At 44.8% G+C, this 17,771-nt stretch carries 16 protein-coding genes, 1 riboswitch and 1 other annotated feature; of the genes, 11 read left to right on the top strand and 5 right to left on the bottom strand.

Annotation, left to right across the window (positions count from 1 at the left end; all coding sequences use genetic code 11):
• Positions 1-10: 10 nt before the first annotated feature.
• The 4 genes from CCC17_RS13865 to CCC17_RS13880 form a co-directional block, all read right to left on the bottom strand.
• Positions 11-487, bottom strand: a complete 477-nt coding sequence (locus CCC17_RS13865; protein WP_186582509.1) for an HD domain-containing protein — start codon at positions 485-487, stop codon at positions 11-13.
• Positions 487-1,044 (bottom strand): GTP cyclohydrolase I FolE, encoded by a 558-nt coding sequence (gene folE, locus CCC17_RS13870; protein WP_015524935.1) that lies wholly within the window; start codon positions 1,042-1,044, stop codon positions 487-489. Before folE ends, CCC17_RS13865 begins: the two co-directional genes overlap by 1 nt.
• Positions 1,045-1,188: 144 nt before the next feature.
• Positions 1,189-1,285, bottom strand: a riboswitch (THF riboswitch).
• Positions 1,286-1,504: 219 nt separating this feature from the next.
• A complete protein-coding gene (locus tag CCC17_RS13875; protein WP_287083281.1) occupies positions 1,505-1,780 on the bottom strand; it encodes a hypothetical protein in 276 nt (91 codons plus the stop codon).
• Positions 1,777-2,133 (bottom strand): hypothetical protein, encoded by a 357-nt coding sequence (locus CCC17_RS13880; protein ID WP_022426549.1) that lies wholly within the window; start codon positions 2,131-2,133, stop codon positions 1,777-1,779. Before CCC17_RS13880 ends, CCC17_RS13875 begins: the two co-directional genes overlap by 4 nt.
• 106 nt (positions 2,134-2,239) lie before the next feature.
• Between CCC17_RS13880 and CCC17_RS13885 the strand changes: the two genes are divergently transcribed.
• Positions 2,240-2,374 (top strand): hypothetical protein, encoded by a 135-nt coding sequence (locus CCC17_RS13885; protein WP_021651468.1) that lies wholly within the window; start codon positions 2,240-2,242, stop codon positions 2,372-2,374.
• A 19-nt stretch (positions 2,375-2,393) separates the two neighbouring features.
• On the opposite strand, the gene CCC17_RS13890 is transcribed toward CCC17_RS13885, so the two are convergent.
• Complete coding sequence (locus CCC17_RS13890; protein WP_015524939.1) at positions 2,394-2,693, bottom strand: hypothetical protein; 300 nt, start codon at positions 2,691-2,693, stop codon at positions 2,394-2,396.
• A gap of 174 nt (positions 2,694-2,867) precedes the next feature.
• Here CCC17_RS13890 and CCC17_RS13895 point away from each other — a divergent pair, with 174 nt between their 5' ends.
• The 10 genes from CCC17_RS13895 (at position 2,868) to CCC17_RS13940 (ending at position 17,612) form a co-directional block, all read left to right on the top strand.
• Entirely contained in the window at positions 2,868-4,136 is a 1,269-nt protein-coding gene (locus CCC17_RS13895) for a cell wall hydrolase (protein ID WP_173722922.1), read from the top strand.
• A 77-nt stretch (positions 4,137-4,213) separates the two neighbouring features.
• Positions 4,214-4,702 carry a ribonuclease HI gene (gene rnhA, locus CCC17_RS13900; protein WP_022426546.1) on the top strand — a complete coding sequence of 163 codons (489 nt, stop codon included), beginning with the start codon at positions 4,214-4,216 and terminating at the stop codon, positions 4,700-4,702.
• A gap of 194 nt (positions 4,703-4,896) precedes the next feature.
• Positions 4,897-5,216 (top strand) — a binding site (T-box leader).
• Between the two features lie 97 nt (positions 5,217-5,313).
• Complete coding sequence (gene tyrS, locus CCC17_RS13905) at positions 5,314-6,540, top strand: tyrosine--tRNA ligase (RefSeq protein WP_015524942.1); 1,227 nt, start codon at positions 5,314-5,316, stop codon at positions 6,538-6,540.
• 86 nt (positions 6,541-6,626) lie between these two features.
• Positions 6,627-9,269 (top strand): alanine--tRNA ligase, encoded by a 2,643-nt coding sequence (gene alaS, locus CCC17_RS13910; RefSeq protein ID WP_021651462.1) that lies wholly within the window; start codon positions 6,627-6,629, stop codon positions 9,267-9,269.
• A 165-nt stretch (positions 9,270-9,434) separates the two neighbouring features.
• On the top strand, positions 9,435-9,611 hold the full coding sequence (gene rpsU / locus CCC17_RS13915; RefSeq protein ID WP_004222305.1) for a 30S ribosomal protein S21: 177 nt from the start codon (positions 9,435-9,437) through the stop codon (positions 9,609-9,611).
• Positions 9,612-9,691: 80 nt separating this feature from the next.
• Positions 9,692-11,266 (top strand): cardiolipin synthase, encoded by a 1,575-nt coding sequence (cls, locus tag CCC17_RS13920; protein ID WP_173734096.1) that lies wholly within the window; start codon positions 9,692-9,694, stop codon positions 11,264-11,266.
• 101 nt (positions 11,267-11,367) lie between these two features.
• A complete protein-coding gene (gene miaB, locus CCC17_RS13925) occupies positions 11,368-12,795 on the top strand; it encodes a tRNA (N6-isopentenyl adenosine(37)-C2)-methylthiotransferase MiaB (protein WP_129975873.1) in 1,428 nt (475 codons plus the stop codon).
• Positions 12,796-13,027: 232 nt separating this feature from the next.
• Positions 13,028-13,339, top strand: a complete 312-nt coding sequence (locus CCC17_RS13930; RefSeq protein WP_129975875.1) for a metal-sensing transcriptional repressor — start codon at positions 13,028-13,030, stop codon at positions 13,337-13,339.
• A gap of 36 nt (positions 13,340-13,375) precedes the next feature.
• Positions 13,376-15,937: a heavy metal translocating P-type ATPase gene (locus CCC17_RS13935; protein WP_287083282.1), complete on the top strand. Its 2,562-nt coding sequence runs from the start codon at positions 13,376-13,378 to the stop codon at positions 15,935-15,937.
• Positions 15,938-16,199: 262 nt separating this feature from the next.
• Positions 16,200-17,612, top strand: coding sequence for an amidophosphoribosyltransferase (locus CCC17_RS13940; protein WP_129975879.1), 1,413 nt, complete (start codon positions 16,200-16,202; stop codon positions 17,610-17,612).
• The last annotated feature ends 159 nt before the right edge of the window (positions 17,613-17,771 follow it).

Here is a 17,771-nt window from a genome sequence, read left to right on the forward strand (position 1 = left end):
GAAAAACCTCCTAATATTGGATCGTCATATTTTTTTTAGCAGGAGACCAGTAACATTCCGGCTCTGCTTTACAGGAAAAACAGTTTCTGGAGCTTTTGTCCGCAGTATAGAGCAGTTTTCCAAGAACTGTCGGATCCGTCTGAGCTCTGTGACCACGTATTGCCGCAATGATCGCTTCCATCTCTTCCATAGAAAATCCAAGCTCGTTTAAGATCTGTCCTGCGATAGCAGCACCGGCCTCATCATGAGGAGTGCCATCTTCATACTGTCTGGCCCGTCCGATATCGTGAAGAAGGGCAGTACAGTAAATCAGTTCCTTTGAAATAGGAGCATTTTCCTCAAGTGCCCGGATATAGGCAAGGCGTGCCACATCCAAAAAATGCTCCGGTGTATGTCTGCAGAATTCACGGTCAGTCTCCAGAAGCTGAAGCTTATTAAGCTCATTCTGATAGAGCGGATGATTCCAGATCTGATTCACTCTGTCCATCAGTCCTTGACCATAGCAAGGAACTGTTTCTGAAGCTCCATATTTTCTTTAAATTCACCTCTGGTAACAGTCGTAACCGTTTTGCTTCCCGGCTTTTTGATTCCACGCATGGTCATGCAGGTATGCTCCGCTTCCAGCATAACCATGATTCCCTTAGGAGCGAGAACACGTTCCAGCGCATCTGCGATCTGCACAGTCAGACGTTCCTGGATCTGCGGTCTTCTTGCATACACATCAACGGTACGGGCCAGCTTGCTTAAGCCGGTAACCTTGCCATTTGGGATATATGCGATATGAGCTTTACCGTAAAAAGGCATAAGATGATGTTCGCACATGGAATAAAAGGTAATATCCTTTTCCAGAACCATTTCATTGTTCTCTACATGAAACTGTTTCTGAAGATGTTCATCCGCTTCATTATCAAGTCCGCCATAAATTTCCTCACACATGCGGGCGATACGTTCCGGAGTTCCCTGCAGTCCCTCTCTGTTTACATCCTCGCCGATTCCCTCGAGAAGAAGCTTGATCGCCTCTTCAACTTTTGCTTTGTCTACCATAAATAACAACCTCCATTTGTTAAAAAAATCACGTTTTTCGGAGACTGTCTCTTTTATTTTTGCGCATAAAAAAAGATATCTCCAATTGTAATAGAACGTATGTCGAAAAAGCCCTACACAATATGAGATATTCTCTTATATTGCTGCAACGGGTGCGGATCTCATACCGTAAGACGTACTTTTCGTTCTGGCGACAACTCCCCATTCGCCAAACACTTGACGCATAAAATCCTATTTTGCATATCATTCATTTCATGGACAAGTATACCATATACTGATATAAGAAGAAAGGGAAAATGATAAAAAAATATCACAAAAATAGGGAATATGTTCTATGAATTATGCGATAGAATCTATGGATATGTCAGATTTTTGCAGATTATATTCCGACAAATATAAAAAGAATTACAAAGTAGAAAATCCCGGAACAGAAAACCGCTGTTCCGGGATCACAAAGCTGTTAATGACGTATCATTTTCATCAGATTCACAATTCTGTCAAGCTTAGCTGCCTCTGCCGGACTTTTCCCCATTTTCAGAACTTCTATGATAGTGGAGATCTCATCAGAGTTGAAATTTAAGCCCGCATTTTTTCCTTTAGAAGCTGCGCCCATGATAAAAGGCAGAAGTTCGGACGGATTTTTCCCCAATCCCTGATCTGCCAGTCCCTGAAGCATGGAAAGCTTCTGAGGGTCCATTCCGGAAAGCCGGGGATTATTTTTCCAGTCATCACTCATGGATTCTCACCTCCTGACGAATCTTCATTCATGATCTGAAGCATCTGGATCGTAGCCATAAGACTGGTGATATGATCGATCTGACGGCGATTTTCTCCGCCACAGCACTTACGGATATCCTGCAGCATTTCCAGAGGATCGGTGCCGGAAAAACCGGTAGCCTGCAGATCGGCTGTTCTACGGCTGCTTTGAAAAAGCGACATGGTATTCCGAAGTTCCCGGACTTTCGTATACACAGATAAAAACCGCTGCCCGGAAGAAGGAAGGTACGGGATCATGGCTTTCAGCATCTGATCCTGGTCACTTTCCACCATTTCATCCAGAGCAGTACGTGCGATAGGCTCCTGTTCCATAAAAAAATCCTTTTTCCTGAAATCTATGAATTTGCAGAAAGAAATATGACAGAAACCTTCTCTGGTCATATTATATATAGAAGAAATTTTTCAAAGGAATGTGATTATGGAATCTGAAAAAAAACAGGAACTTGTCATTGATGGAAATTCTTTTTATGAAATAGATCTGAAATGTCTGAAAGAGAAAAAACAGAAACAGGAGGAAGCAGAAAAACGGCAGCAGAAAAGGCAGAGGAAATAACCTCTGCCTTTTCAAAAGATCAGCAGCAATTGTTGCAGCCGCATCCATTTCCGCACAAAAGCAGAAGAAGGATGATGATCCAACAGCTGTCGTTGCAGCCGTTGTTATTACAGCCACAGCCACTGTTGTTTCCACAGCAACACATCAGACAGATGATCCAAAGGATACAGGAGCAGCTGTTTCCACCGTTTCCAAACAGGGAATTTCCGCAGCCATTATTACAGCCACAGTTATTGTTACATCCACATCCTGTGCTGCATCCGGAATCACAACCACATCCGCAATCACATCCACAATTGGTAGCCGCTAAGTCACTCATCGATAAGTCCTCCAGCAAATTTTATTTACACTTCATCATATGGCAGGAGTCCGTCCACAGTTACAAAAAAGTTGACAGTGTTTATTCATTACGATATAATAAACGAAATGTAACATTTTTGTAATTTTTGAGACAAACTAGCTTTTATATCTAAAACAGGAAATGGGGAAAATTATGAAGAGTTTCAGAACCAAAAAATGGCTGAAGGGTCTGATGCTTGCCATGCTGCTGATCGTGGGAAGCACAGTCTTTTCTGCTTCTGCAAAAGAGGTACAGGCTGCCACTGCAGGCTTTAAAACTATCGATGGAAAAACATACTACATAAAAAGTGATGGGAGCAAGCAAAAAGGCTGGCTGACCCTGGGCGGATACAAGTACTACTTTAACACAAAGACTGGAGTACAGGTAAAGGGCTGGATGAAGGTCAATGGCAAATATACTTACTATTTTACAAAAGGCAAGGGGGTTATGGCAACCGGCTGGATGACAGATTCCAAAGGCCATAAACGCTATTTCAACCCCAAAACAGGTAAGCTTACCACAGGCTGGGTAAACTGCAGCAAGGGAAGGAAACGTTATTTCACAAAAGGCGGAGGCATTATGGCAACCGGCTGGCTCACCAACAGCAAAGGGCAGAAACGTTATTTTTACAAAACTTCCGGTTATATGGCAACCAAATGGGTAAAAAACAAATCCAAAAATATCAGCTACTATTTTGCCACCAGTACCGGTTATATGTATACTGGTCTGAAGACGATCGATCAGAAGAACTATTATTTTAAATCCAACGGTGTCATGGCAGTAAGTACCTCCGTGACAGTGAATGGAATTACATACTCCATCGCAGCAAACGGAGTGGCCACTGCGAAGACTACCAAACCTAATGTAAATGTCGGAAACGGAAATGTTGAAATTTATGATACCAGAAACAGCAGATATTACACCATGGTCAAGGAATATAAGAGTCATCCCGGAATTGCAAACGGAAAGACCTCAGATGAAGCACTTCTGGCCGCGCTTTGCGAATCAGAAGCAGGCGATCAGGGCAAGATCGGAATGGAAGCAGTAGCACTTTGTGTTCTGAATCGTACGATCAAATCAGACAAGGAATTTCCATCTACGATACGAGGTGTGATCTATGAGAATATCGGAAGCAGCACAACCCCACAGTATTCTGTAGTGCGGAACGGGGCCCTTCTCAAACGTCTCAATGGTCAGTTTGAAAACCGTACTCTTGCTTATCAGGCTGCAAGAGAAGCAATGACTATTTTCAATAAACATGTCACTTCCGGCAAAGCCAGAACACTCAGAGGATTTAAACAGAAAGATTTTAATTATATGTATTTCATGATGACCAGCTATTTCTGGAACCAGAATCTGAATTTCAGCAAAGTGAAATATGAAACTTATAAAGGCCATACATTTTTTGTAGACTGGGTATAAGCAACATAGTCTCCGGCAGTAAACTTTGAACAAACAGGCGTATGGACATAAAATTGAAAATTTAAGGAGAAGCAAATATGCAGGTAAAAATCTATACGGATGGTGCAGCCCGGGGAAATCCGGATGGACCGGGAGGCTACGGAGCAGTTCTTCAGTACATCGATACCAAAGGCCAGTTACATGAACGTGAACTGTCCAGAGGCTACAAAAAAACCACAAACAACCGGATGGAACTGATGGCAGCCATCGTAGCACTGGAAACACTGAACCGCCCCTGCCAGGTGGATCTGTATTCCGATTCCAAATATCTGGTAGATGCTTTTAATCAGCACTGGATCGATTCCTGGCTAAAGAAAAACTGGAAACGTGGAAAAAACGAAGATGTGAAGAACGTAGATCTCTGGAAACGCCTTTTAAAGGCCAAGGAGCAGCATCAGGTAAGCTTCCACTGGGTTAAGGGACATGCAGATAATCCGTTAAATGAACGGTGTGATCAGCTTGCCACATCAGCGGCAGACGGCAATGACCTTTACGTAGATGAAGGAATAAATGGCTTACAGAAATAAAAGTTCCACTTATCACTCACAGAAAACCCGAAACATACCGCGCGAATTTATGCGATCAGCGTAAATTCTGTGCATCGCGAAGCGTGTTACTGAGAACAGAGTAAAAAGTAATATTCTGCCACTTTAAGTTGTCAAAGCAATATTAAAATTTCTTGACAAACAAAAAAGCAGTTTGTATACTTCATATAGTATAGTAAAAGGCTTGGAAGGGAAAAAGTAGCTTGAGGAAAACCCCACAGAGAGCAGCCGGCAGGTGAGAGGCGCAGGGTAGAACTTTTGTGAATACATCCCGGAGCTGCGCACCGAATCGGGACTTGATACTGTAAATTATAAACTTTATAATAATAACGTATTATAGATAGGCTGCGACGGAATGGCACCCGTTATTGTGCTGAAGTGTTTTATATCTTGATATATATGGATATAACGGGATGTAGATTCACTTTATGAGGCAGGAAATGCGAGTTTTCTGTAAATTTAGGTGGTAACGCGGGACCCGGTTCTCGTCCTAAACGGACAGGAACCGGGCATTTTTATTTTTTACGCTGATACTGTAAATTATAAACTTTAATAAAAGCGTAAACATAAAAGCTATACAGGAGGAAAGAACAATGACAGTTTGGGAAGAACTGAAAGCACGTGGCCTGATCGCACAGGTTACAGACGAAGACGAGATCAAAGAGATGGTAAATAACGGAAAAGCCACATTCTATATTGGCTTTGACCCTACAGCAGACAGCCTTCATGTAGGTCACTTCATGGCTCTTTGCCTGATGAAGAGACTGCAGATGGCAGGAAACCGTCCGATCGCCCTTCTCGGCGGCGGAACAGGAATGATCGGTGACCCGTCCGGAAGGACCGATATGCGTCAGATGCTGACAAAAGAAACCATCCAGCACAATATTGACTGCTTCAAGCAGCAGATGAGCCGTTTCATCGATTTCTCTGATGGAAAAGCTCTTATGGTAAACAATGCTGACTGGCTTATGAACCTTAACTATGTAGAGCTTCTCCGTGAGGTAGGTGCTCACTTTTCCGTAAACCGTATGCTGACAGCAGAGTGCTACAAACAGCGTATGGAGCGAGGCTTAAGCTTCCTGGAATTTAACTACATGATCATGCAGAGCTACGACTTCTACATGCTGTACCAGAAATACGGCTGCAACATGCAGTTCGGTGGCGATGACCAGTGGAGCAACATGCTTGGCGGTACCGAGCTGATCCGCCGTAAGCTTGGCAAGGATGCCTATGCCATGACCATCACACTGCTTCTCAATTCTGAGGGCAAAAAAATGGGAAAAACACAGTCCGGAGCTGTATGGCTTGATCCGAATAAGACATCCCCGTTCGATTTCTACCAGTACTGGAGAAATGTAGACGATGCTGACGTTATCAAATGTATGCGTCTTCTTACTTTCCTTCCTCTTGAGGAGATCGACGAGATGGCCAAATGGGAAGGTAGCGAGCTGAACAAAGCCAAGGAGATCCTTGCATACCAGCTGACAGAGCTTGTACACGGTGAGGAGGAAGCCAAGAAAGCACAGGAGGGTGCCCGCGCACTGTTCTCAGGTGCAGATACTTCTCATATGCCTACAACAGAGCTTTCAGAGGAAGATTTTGACGAGGAAGGAAAAATCGACCTGATCACACTTCTTGTAAAAGCAGAGCTGGTACCAAGCCGTTCCGAGGGGCGCCGTGCGATCCAGCAGGGTGGTGTATCCATCGATGGTGAGAAGCTCACCGATATTTACCATACGGTTGAGAAGGATGCTTTTGCAGGGGACGGGATCGTTCTGAAACGAGGCAAGAAAAAATTCAAAAAAATCTGTGTAAAATAATTTCCCATATCTGTGACATTTCCTGGATAAAGCTACGGCATTCCGGAAATGCTGACAGGTAGGGTTGACACAAGGAGGATAACAACATGAAAAAGTACGGAGTGAACGAACTTCGTAAGATGTTCCTTGACTTTATGGAGAGCAAGGGCCATCTTGTAATGAAAAGCTTTTCCCTGGTTCCTCAGGGAGATAAGAGTCTTCTGCTGATCAATGCAGGTATGGCTCCGCTGAAACCATATTTTACAGGTGCTGAGAAGCCGCCAAGAACAAGAGTGACAACCTGCCAGAAATGTATCCGTACCGGAGATATCGAAAATGTAGGTAAAACCGCACGTCACGGTACTTTCTTTGAAATGCTTGGTAATTTCTCTTTTGGTGATTACTTCAAGAAAGAAGCCATCCACTGGTCCTGGGAGTTTCTTACTGAGGTTGTAGGGCTTGATGCAGACCGTCTCTACCCATCCATTTACCTGGATGATGATGAAGCCTTCAATATCTGGAACAAAGAAGTAGGGATTCCGTCTGAACGTATTTTCCGTTTCGGAAAAGAGGATAACTTCTGGGAGCATGGCGCAGGTCCATGCGGTCCATGCTCTGAGATCTACTATGACCGTGGCGAAAAATACGGCTGTGGTAAACCCGGATGTACGGTAGGCTGCGACTGCGACCGTTACATGGAAGTATGGAACAACGTTTTCACACAGTTCGAGAACGATGGAAACGGAAACTACACAACCCTGAAACAGAAAAACATCGATACCGGTATGGGACTTGAGCGTCTTGCTGTAGTTGTTCAGGATGTTGATTCTATTTTTGATGTAGATACAATTTGTGCACTTCGTAATCTTGTATGCGAGATCGCACATAAAGAATATGAGAAAAACTATGCAGATGACGTTTCCATCCGTCTGATCACTGACCATATCCGTTCCGCAACATTTATGATCTCCGATGGAATCATGCCAACCAATGAGGGACGTGGATATGTTCTCCGCCGTCTGATCCGCCGTGCAGCACGTCACGGACGTCTTCTTGGCATCGAGGGAACTTTCCTTGCAAAATTAAGTGCACAGGTGATCGAGAGCTCCAAAGCCGGATATCCGGAGCTTGAGGAGAAGAAAGAGTTCATCTTCCGTGTACTGACAAATGAGGAGAATCAGTTCAACAAAACTATCGATCAGGGACTTCGTATCCTTTCCGACATGGAAGAGGATATGAAAAAAGCAGGTGAAAAGACTCTTTCCGGTGACAACGCATTCAAGCTTTATGATACGTACGGATTCCCTCTTGACCTTACAAAAGAGATCCTTGAGGAAAAAGGCTACGGCATTGACGAGGAAGGCTTCCAGAAAGCAATGGAGGAACAGAGAGTCAAGGCACGTACTGCCCGTGAAGTAACCAACTATATGGGTGCAGACGCAACCGTATACGATGATATTGATGTAAACGTAACAACAGAATTCGTCGGCTACGATCATCTTACCTTTGATTCCAAGGTTACTGTCCTTACCACAGAAACAGAGATCGTAGATTCTCTCACAGAGGGACAGAAGGGTACCGTATTTGTAGAGCAGACTCCTTTCTATGCAACAATGGGTGGACAGGAAGGTGATACCGGTGTGATCGAGACTGCAAACGGTAAATTTGTTGTTGAGGACACCATCAAACTCCGCGGCGGTAAATTCGGCCACGTAGGACATATGGAATCCGGTATGATTTCCTCAGGTGAGACAGTATCCCTGAAGGTAAACGAAGAAGCAAGAAAAGATACCGAGAAAAACCACAGTGCAACACATCTTCTTCAGAAAGCACTGAAAACCGTTCTTGGTTCCCACGTAGAGCAGAAGGGTTCTCTGGTAACTCCGGACAGACTTCGTTTTGACTTTGCTCATTTTCAGGCTATGACAGCAGAAGAACTCCAGGCAACAGAAGAGCTTGTAAACAAAGAGATCCAGGCAGGTCTTGATGTTCATACAGATGTCATGGATGTGGAAGAAGCCAAGAAATCCGGAGCAATGGCTCTCTTTGGTGAGAAATATGACCAGAAGGTACGTGTAGTATCCATGGGAGACTTTTCCAAAGAGCTCTGTGGTGGTACTCATGTAAAGAATACAAGCTCCATCATGCTCTTTAAGATCGTGTCCGAATCCGGTATCGCAGCTGGTGTACGCCGTATTGAGGCACTTACCGGCAAAGCAGTTATCGAATACTACAGAAAGCAGGAAGAGCTTCTCCATGAGGCTGCAAAAGCATTAAAGGCCAATACAGCCGAGGTTGTAGAAAAAATCAGTCACCTGCAGGCTGAGGTAAAGGCTCTTCAGAGCGAAAATGAATCTCTCAAGAGCAAAGCTGCCCAGAGTGCACTTGGCGATGTCATGGATAAAGTTGTTGAAGTAAACGGCGTAAAACTTCTTGCAGCCAAAGTTGAGGGCGTTGACATGAATGGCCTGAGAGACCTTGGTGACAAACTGAAAGAGCAGCTTGGCGAAGGAGTTGTCCTTCTTGCAGCAATAAACGGCGGCAAGGTAAATCTCCTTGCAATGGCGACTGACGCAGCTCAGAAAGCAGGCGCCCATGCAGGAAATCTGATCAAGGCTGTAGCAGCCATCGTTGGCGGTGGCGGCGGCGGACGTCCGAACATGGCACAGGCCGGCGGAAAGAATCCGGAGAAGGCACAGGAAGCTATGGACGCAGCAGCAGGAATCCTTGAAAAACAGCTCACAAAATAACAAAATTGTGCGTGATCTACAATTTTGACATTTTTTTCATAAAAATCGAAAAAGATGTTGACGAAACCACATGTTATGCTATATAATAACACTCGTGCAAGAAAAATACCCAGACAGTTGTATTTTAGCACAATCTACAACTGGAGGGAGGTTAGGTGTGAGTCTATGTCAAACGTTATCGTAAAAGAGAACGAGACTTTAGATAGCGCTCTTCGCAGATTCAAGAGAAGCTGTGCTAAAGCGGGAATCCAGCAGGAAATCCGTAAGAGAGAGCATTACGAGAAGCCAAGCGTTCGTCGTAAGAAAAAATCTGAAGCCGCAAGAAAACGTAAATATAATTAATTGTGCGCAAAAATCCCTGGCTATATGGTCAGGGATTTTTAATTAAATAGAAACAGGAACGTTTGACGAAGGAAAGAAATATGAATTTGTGTATTAAACTGATTATCAAACCATTGCGATCGCTCCTTAAATTATTATTTAATCGAATTTTTTATGTAGCTCTGGCTCTTGTTGTGCAGCTGGCATGGCTGCTGATCGCCCTTTTCCGGCTTATGGAATACTCCAGATGGGTGACGATCGGAATGCAGGCCATAGGTTTTCTGGTTGTTCTGTGGATCGTAAATAAAAAGATCAATCCATCTTATAAGCTCGCCTGGACGATGCTGATCCTTATTTTTCCGGTATTTGGTGTTTCCCTGTACCTTCTTTTCGGTAAGTCACGGATCGGCGCTGTAATGGAGCAGCATTATCAGAATCTTATTGATGAAACTGCTGAATACCTGGAAGGCTCAGAGCTCACAAGAAAACGTTTAAACGAAGACGACCGTTCCATGAGGATCCAGTCGGATTACATCTGGCAGTATTCAAGATATCCGGTTCACGAGAATACCACAGCAGAGTATTTTCAGGTAGGAGATGATATGTTTCCGGTTCTGGTGCATGAACTGGAGCAGGCAAAGCATTTTATTTTTATCGAGTATTTCATCATAAATGACGGGGTAATGTGGCAGACGATCCTTAATATCCTTGAAAAAAAGGCTAAAGAAGGAGTGGATGTCCGACTGATCTATGATGGCTTCGGCTGCCTTACCACATTGCCATACAAGTATGATCAGGAGATGCGCCGGCGAGGAATCAAATGCGAAGTATTCAACCGGTTCCGTCCGATTCTTAATATAATCCAGAATAACCGTGACCACCGTAAGATCTGTGTGATCGATGGCTGGACCGGTTTTACCGGCGGCATCAACCTGGCTGACGAATATATCAATCAGCGAAAACGGTTTGGCCACTGGAAGGATACAGCCGTTATGCTGAAAGGAGAAGGCGTCTGGAATATGACAGCTATGTTCCTATATATGTGGGGAATCGTTACCAGAACAGATACTTCTCTTGATTTCGGAAATTATGTTCCGCACAGGTGGCACCCCAACGAATTTCCGGGAAACGGTTATGTCCAGCCATTCTGCGATTCCCCCCTGGACGATGAGATCGTAGGAGAGAACGTTTATCTTAATATTATCAATCGCGCCAAAAACTATGTTTATATCTGCACACCATATCTGATCATAGATAATGAGATGATGACCGCCCTGTGCCTCGCTGCAAAAAGCGGTGTAGATGTCCGGATCATGACACCAGGTATCCCGGACAAAAAAATGGTATTCCTGCTGACACAGTCTTATTATAAGCAGCTTCTGGAAGCAGGTGTAAAGATCTACGAATACCAGCCGGGATTTTTACATGCAAAATCTTTTGTCTGTGATGACAAAGTAGGCGTCGTAGGAACCATAAATCTGGATTACCGAAGCCTTTATCTGCATTTTGAAGATGGTGTCTGGATGTATAAGAATGATGTGATCCTGGACATCCGGGATGATTTTACAGAAACCCTGGAGTACTGTGATCCCATTGATCTGGCATTCTGCCAGAAGAGAAATATTGTGGTACGTGCCATTCAGAACGTATTGAGAGTTTTTGCACCGCTATTATAAAAACTCTTTGACAGACAACTGTAAATTCTGTATGATATATCAGACGGGAGTTTAATGCTCCCGTCTGATATTGTCTAAAGAAAAATAATTTATAGATACATATGAAATTTTTAGTTATTGGAGGAATTGATTTGAGCCAGAACAAAGAAACAGAGATCCAGCTTCAGTACATTGAAAAATGTAAAGAGCTTCTTGCCAAAAGCAGTACGAAACGTCCCACCTTCCACATCCAGAATGAAGGATGCCAGATGAACTCCATCCAGACAGAGTCTATTGCGGCCATCATGGAAAAAATGGGATATGAAATGGTAGATACCGAGGATGCTGATGCAGTTGTATTTAACACCTGCACAGTCCGGGAAAATGCCAATCAGAAGATCTATGGACATCTTGGACATTTAAAGAGCATCAAACGGGAGCACCCGGATATGAAGATCGTACTGTTCGGATGTATGATGCAGGAGCATCACGTAGTGGAAAAGATCCGCAAGGATTATAAATATGTAAATCTTGTATTCGGAACCCATAATATCCACAAATTCCCGGAGCTTTTTTACCGGACGCTGCAGACCGACGACCAGATCATTGATATCTGGAAGGAATCCGATGAGATCGTAGAGGGCATGCCAACTTCCCGCAAATACTCCTTCAAAACAGGAGTCAGCGTAATGTTTGGCTGCAATAACTTCTGCAGCTACTGCATCGTTCCTTATGTCCGCGGCCGCGAAAAGAGCCGCGAGCCACAGGCCATCATCCGCGAGATCGAGGAACTGGTCGCAGATGGCGTTACTGAGATCATGCTTCTTGGCCAGAATGTAAACTCCTACGGTAAAACTCTGGAAACACCGGTGACCTTTGCAGAACTTCTGAAAGAAGTGGAAAAGATTGAAGGGCTGAAGCGTATCCGTTTTATGACTTCCCATCCGAAGGACCTGTCCGATGAGCTGATCCAGACCATGGCAGAGAGCCAGAAGATCTGTCACCATCTGCATCTTCCGCTGCAGTCCGGAAGCAGCAGAGTCTTAAAGGAAATGAACCGCCGTTACGACAAGGAGAAATATCTGGAGCTGGTAAATAAGATCCGTAAGGCGATCCCGGATATTTCGCTGACAACAGATATCATGGTCGGATTTCCGGGAGAAACAGAAGAAGATTTCCAGGAAACACTGGATGTTGTAAGAAAAGCAAATTACGATACTGCCTTCACATTTATTTATTCCAAACGAAGCGGAACCCCTGCAGCCGGCATGGAAAATCAGGTGCCGGAGGACGTGGTAAAAGACCGTTTCAGCCGTCTTCTTACCCTGGTACAGGAAAAGGGCCGGGAAAATTCCTCCCGTTTCCAGGGAACCATTCAGGAAATCCTGGTAGAAGATGAAAACCGTGAGAAGGGTACTCTTACTGGCCGTACCCAGCATAATCTTCTGGTTCATTTCCCGGGAGAAAAAGATCTCATCGGCAAATATGTAAAAGTAAGCCTGGATACCTGCAAGGGGTTCTATTATTTCGGACATATCGTGGAAGAGTAGAATTATAGACAAGTCCCCACCCAATGCTTATTGCTTTTCGCAACCCCGTTGGGGACTTACCTGATTCGGCTAATTATAAGTTTATATTGCCCGCTCATTGCCATTATCGGATGAGCGGGCTTTTTTATTATAAAAATACTGTTTCTATTGACAAATACCCCATAAGGGTATATATTATTCCATATAAATAGGATACCCCATGAGGGTATTTATGGGAAAGGAGAGACAGCTTATGTCTGAAAAGAAAGTCTGTCCCTGCTACTGTGAAAAACACACTGCACGCTCAGAAGAGGAGAAAAAAAAGCTGATCAACCGTCTGAAACGTATTGAAGGCCAGATCAGAGGCATTATAGGAATGATGGAGAATGATGCCTACTGTAATGATATCCTGATCCAATCTGCCGCAGTCAATGCTGCAGTGAATGCGTTTAATAAAGAGCTGCTTGCCAGCCACATCCGCACCTGCGTTGCCCGGGATATCCGGGAAGGTAAGGATGAGACCATTGATGAGCTGGTAGCAACCCTCCAGAAGCTGATGAAATAAAGGGACAAACTGGATTTTAGGAGGTACTGAAAGAAAATGGAACAATATAATGTAACTGGTATGAGTTGCGCCGCCTGCTCTGCCCGTGTGGAAAAAGCCGTATCAAAAGTTCCGGGGGTAAATAGCTGTTCCGTCAGCCTTCTGACCAATTCCATGGGAGTTGAGGGAACCGCTTCATCCGGCGAGATCATTGCCGCAGTGGAAGCCGCCGGATATGGTGCATCCTTAAAGGGCGGAGCTGCCGGAGCAAAGATTTCCATGTCTGCGGCAGAAGAAGCGCTGGAAGATCATGAAACTCCAATCCTAAAGAAACGCCTTATCACATCCGTGGGATTTTTGCTGGTGCTGATGTATTTCTCCATGGGGCACATGATGTGGGGATGGCCACTGCCGAAATGGTTTGACGGCAATCACGTAGCCATGGGACTGGTACAGCTGCTCCTAGCTGGTATCATCATGGTGATCAACCAGAAATTTTTCATCAATGGATTTAAGAGTCTGTGGCGCCGTTCCCCAAATATGGATACTCTGGTAGCTCTTGGCTCCATGGCATCCTTCCTGTGGAGCGTCTATGCATTGTTTGCCATGACAAGAGCACAGGTAGATGGAGATTCTGCTGCAGTTATGAATTACATGATGGATTTTTATTTTGAATCTGCAGCCATGATCCTCACACTGATCACCGTAGGAAAAATGCTGGAAGCCCGTTCTAAAGGAAAGACAACGGATGCACTTAAAAGCCTTATGAAGCTGGCACCCAAAACTGCGGTCGTGGTACGAAAGGGACAGGAATTTACCGTTCCTATTGAGCAGGTTCAGAAAGGAGAAACCTTTGTCGTCCGCCCGGGAGAGAATATTCCGGTGGACGGAATGATCCTGGAAGGAACCACCGCAGTCAATGAATCCGCACTGACCGGCGAGAGTATCCCGGTTGATAAAGAAACCGGAGATATGGTTTCTGCGGCAACTGTGAATCAGTCCGGATTTATCAAATGCGAAGCGACCAGAGTGGGAGAGGATACCACCCTTTCCCAGATCATCAAAATGGTCAGTGATGCGGCAGCCACCAAGGCACCGATCGCAAAGATCGCAGACCGTGTTTCCGGTGTGTTTGTACCGGCAGTGATCACAATCGCAGTGATCACAACGATCATCTGGCTTCTTGCAGGACAGACCTTCGGTTATGCTCTGGCAAGGGGGATTTCCGTTCTTGTCATCAGCTGCCCCTGCGCACTTGGCCTTGCAACACCGGTTGCCATTATGGTCGGCAACGGTATGGGTGCCAAAAACGGAATCCTTTTCAAAACAGCTGTTTCCCTGGAGGAAGCAGGAAAAGTCCAGATCGTCGCTTTGGATAAAACCGGAACCATTACAAGCGGTCAGCCGGAGGTAACAGATATTCTCCCGGCAGAGGGAGTTACAGAAACAGAGCTTCTCACTCTGGCCTGTGCACTGGAGAAAAAAAGTGAACATCCTTTGGCAAAAGCCGTTCTCAAAAAAGCCGAGGAAGAGAACCTTGCCACAGGTGAAGTAACCGGCTTCCAGGCACTTCCGGGAAACGGACTTTCCGCTATACTTGGAAGTGACAAACTGACAGGCGGAAGCATGAAATTTATCAGCAGCCAGACAAAGGTTTCCGCAGACCTTAACAGGAGAGCCGAGCAGCTTGCAGAGCAGGGAAAAACGCCCCTTCTTTTCACACGAAACGGTAAACTTCTGGGAATCATCGCAGTTGCGGATGTGATCAAGGAAGACAGTCCCCGTGCAGTAAAAGAGCTTCAGAACATGGGAATCCGTGTAGTTATGCTTACCGGTGACAATGAGCGTACCGCAAAAGCCATCGGAGCTCAGGCAGGAGTTGACGATGTGATCGCAGGAGTTCTTCCGGATGGAAAAGAAAGTGTGATCCGCGCTCTGAAGGAGCAGGGAAAGGTTGCCATGGTCGGTGACGGTATCAACGACGCGCCGGCACTTACAAGAGCCGATATCGGAATTGCCATCGGTGCAGGAACAGATATTGCCATTGATGCGGCAGATATCGTTCTGATGAAGAGCCAGTTAAGCGATGTTCCAGCGGCAGTACGTTTAAGCCGTGCCACACTTCGGAATATCCATGAGAATCTTTTCTGGGCATTTTTCTACAATATAATCGGCATTCCCCTTGCAGCAGGTGTCTGGATCCCACTTTTCGGATGGACCTTGAATCCGATGTTCGGAGCTGCGGCCATGAGTCTTTCCAGCTTCTGTGTTGTAACAAATGCACTGCGTCTGAATCTGTTTCAGATCCACAATGCAGCCAAAGACAAAACGATCAAAAATCCGGTAACATTACACATCAGTCATGATGAAAATATAAAAGAAGAAAAGGAGAACAAAACAATGGTAAAGGTAACGGTCAATGTAGAAGGAATGATGTGCGGACACTGTGAGGCACACGTAAACAAAGCCATCCAGGCAGCTTTCGGAGCAGAAGACGTAGTTTCTTCCCACGAGAACGGAACAACTGTATTCTCTGTACCTGAGAAGGTTGACGAGGCAAAGGTTGAAGAAGTGATCAAGGAAGCCGGTTACGAGTTTAAGGGAATCACCCAGGAATAAACCGGATTTTTAAACCACATATTTGCCAAATGGCCAAAAGAAACAGTTCTGTAAAAGCGGAGCTGTTTCTTTTGTCTCATACAGAAAAAATTTTCCACTTCTATAAATCCGGCTAATATCTTTATAGTTTATTCTGAAAAAGCAGGATTATCCGCCAAATTGGTTTTTATTTTCAATTCTCTTATGCTATACTGATAGCGATTATGGATATAGGAACGATAACAGAAATCGTTAACATCATAGTAGTAGAGAGGAGCGCATTATGAGCGGATTTTTTGGAGTAGCATCGAAGGATGACTGTGTACTGGAGCTTTTTTACGGAGTGGATTACCATTCTCATCTGGGAACACGCCGCGGAGGTATGGCTGTTTACGGAGAACATGGATTTGACCGTGCCATCCACAACATTGAGAACACGCCTTTCCGTACAAAATTTGACGGAGATGTGGGTTCCATGAAGGGAAATATGGGAATCGGATGTATTTCTGATTATGAGCCTCAGCCCCTTCTGTTCAGTTCCAGGATCGGCAGCTTTGCCCTCACTTTTGTGGGAAAGATTAATAATTACGATGAACTTCTGCAGCAGCTGTATGATACGACCAAGGTACATTTTCAGGAGATGACCAATGGAACAGTCAATGTGACCGAACTGATCGCTGCACTGATCTGTGAAAAGGACAACTTTGTGGAAGGTATCCAGTACGTACAGGGACTGATCGACGGCTCCATGACTCTGCTCCTTATGACAAAAGACGGAATTTATGCAGCCCGTGACAAGATGGGCAGAACTCCTGTGGAAATTGGCCGCAAAGAAGGGTCATACTGTATTTCCTTTGAAAGTCATGCCTATATCAACCTTGGATACGAAGATTATAAAGAACTTGGCCCCGGAGAGATCGTATTCGTAACAGCAGACGAAGTCAAAACTCTGGTTGAGCCCGGAAAGAAAATGAAGATCTGTTCCTTCCTCTGGGTTTACTACGGATATCCGACAGCCTCTTATGAAGGTGTAAATGTAGAGGAGATGCGCTACCGCTGTGGAAGCATGCTTGCAAAGAGAGACGGCGATTCCGTGCACCCGGACATTGTAGCCGGTGTTCCGGATTCCGGCATTGCCCATGCCATCGGATACGCCAATGAATCCGGCATTCCTTACGCAAGACCATTCATTAAATATACACCAACCTGGCCCAGATCTTTTATGCCGACCAATCAGAACCAGCGTAACCTTATTGCCAAAATGAAACTGATCCCGGTACGTGCGCTGATCAAAGATAAAAAACTTCTTCTCATAGACGATTCCATCGTACGTGGCACCCAGCTTCGCGAGACAACCGAATTTCTGTACCGCAGCGGAGCCAAAGAGGTTCATGTCCGTCCTGCCTGCCCGCCAATCATGTACGGCTGCAAATATTTAAACTTCTCACGTTCCAAATCTGAGATGGAGCTGATCACTCGTCAGGTGATCGAGAAGAGAGAAGGCCTCAACTGTCCACAAGAAGTTCTGGATGAATATGCAGATCCACATACAGAGAAATACGAGCAGATGGTACAGGATATCTGCGAGATGCAGAATTTTACCACCCTTCGCTATCACAGACTGGATGATCTTCTGGAATCCATTGGGATCGATCCTTGTAATGTATGCACATATTGTTTTAATGGTAAAGAATAAAAAATGTTTTGAAAATAGAGCTGCTGTTTCAGATGAGCCTCCTTAACTCCCGGTTGCATTTTGGATATCTGCGGCTTATAATAAATGCGGATATATCTTTTGTGATATATCCGCGTTTTTTATATCAGTTTTTTATGTCATGGGAAATTATTTCGTAAT

The sequence above is a fragment of the Blautia sp. LMAG:36 genome (assembly GCF_008680535.1).
In the GTDB taxonomy this organism is placed as follows: domain Bacteria; phylum Bacillota; class Clostridia; order Lachnospirales; family Lachnospiraceae; genus Blautia_A; species Blautia_A fusiformis.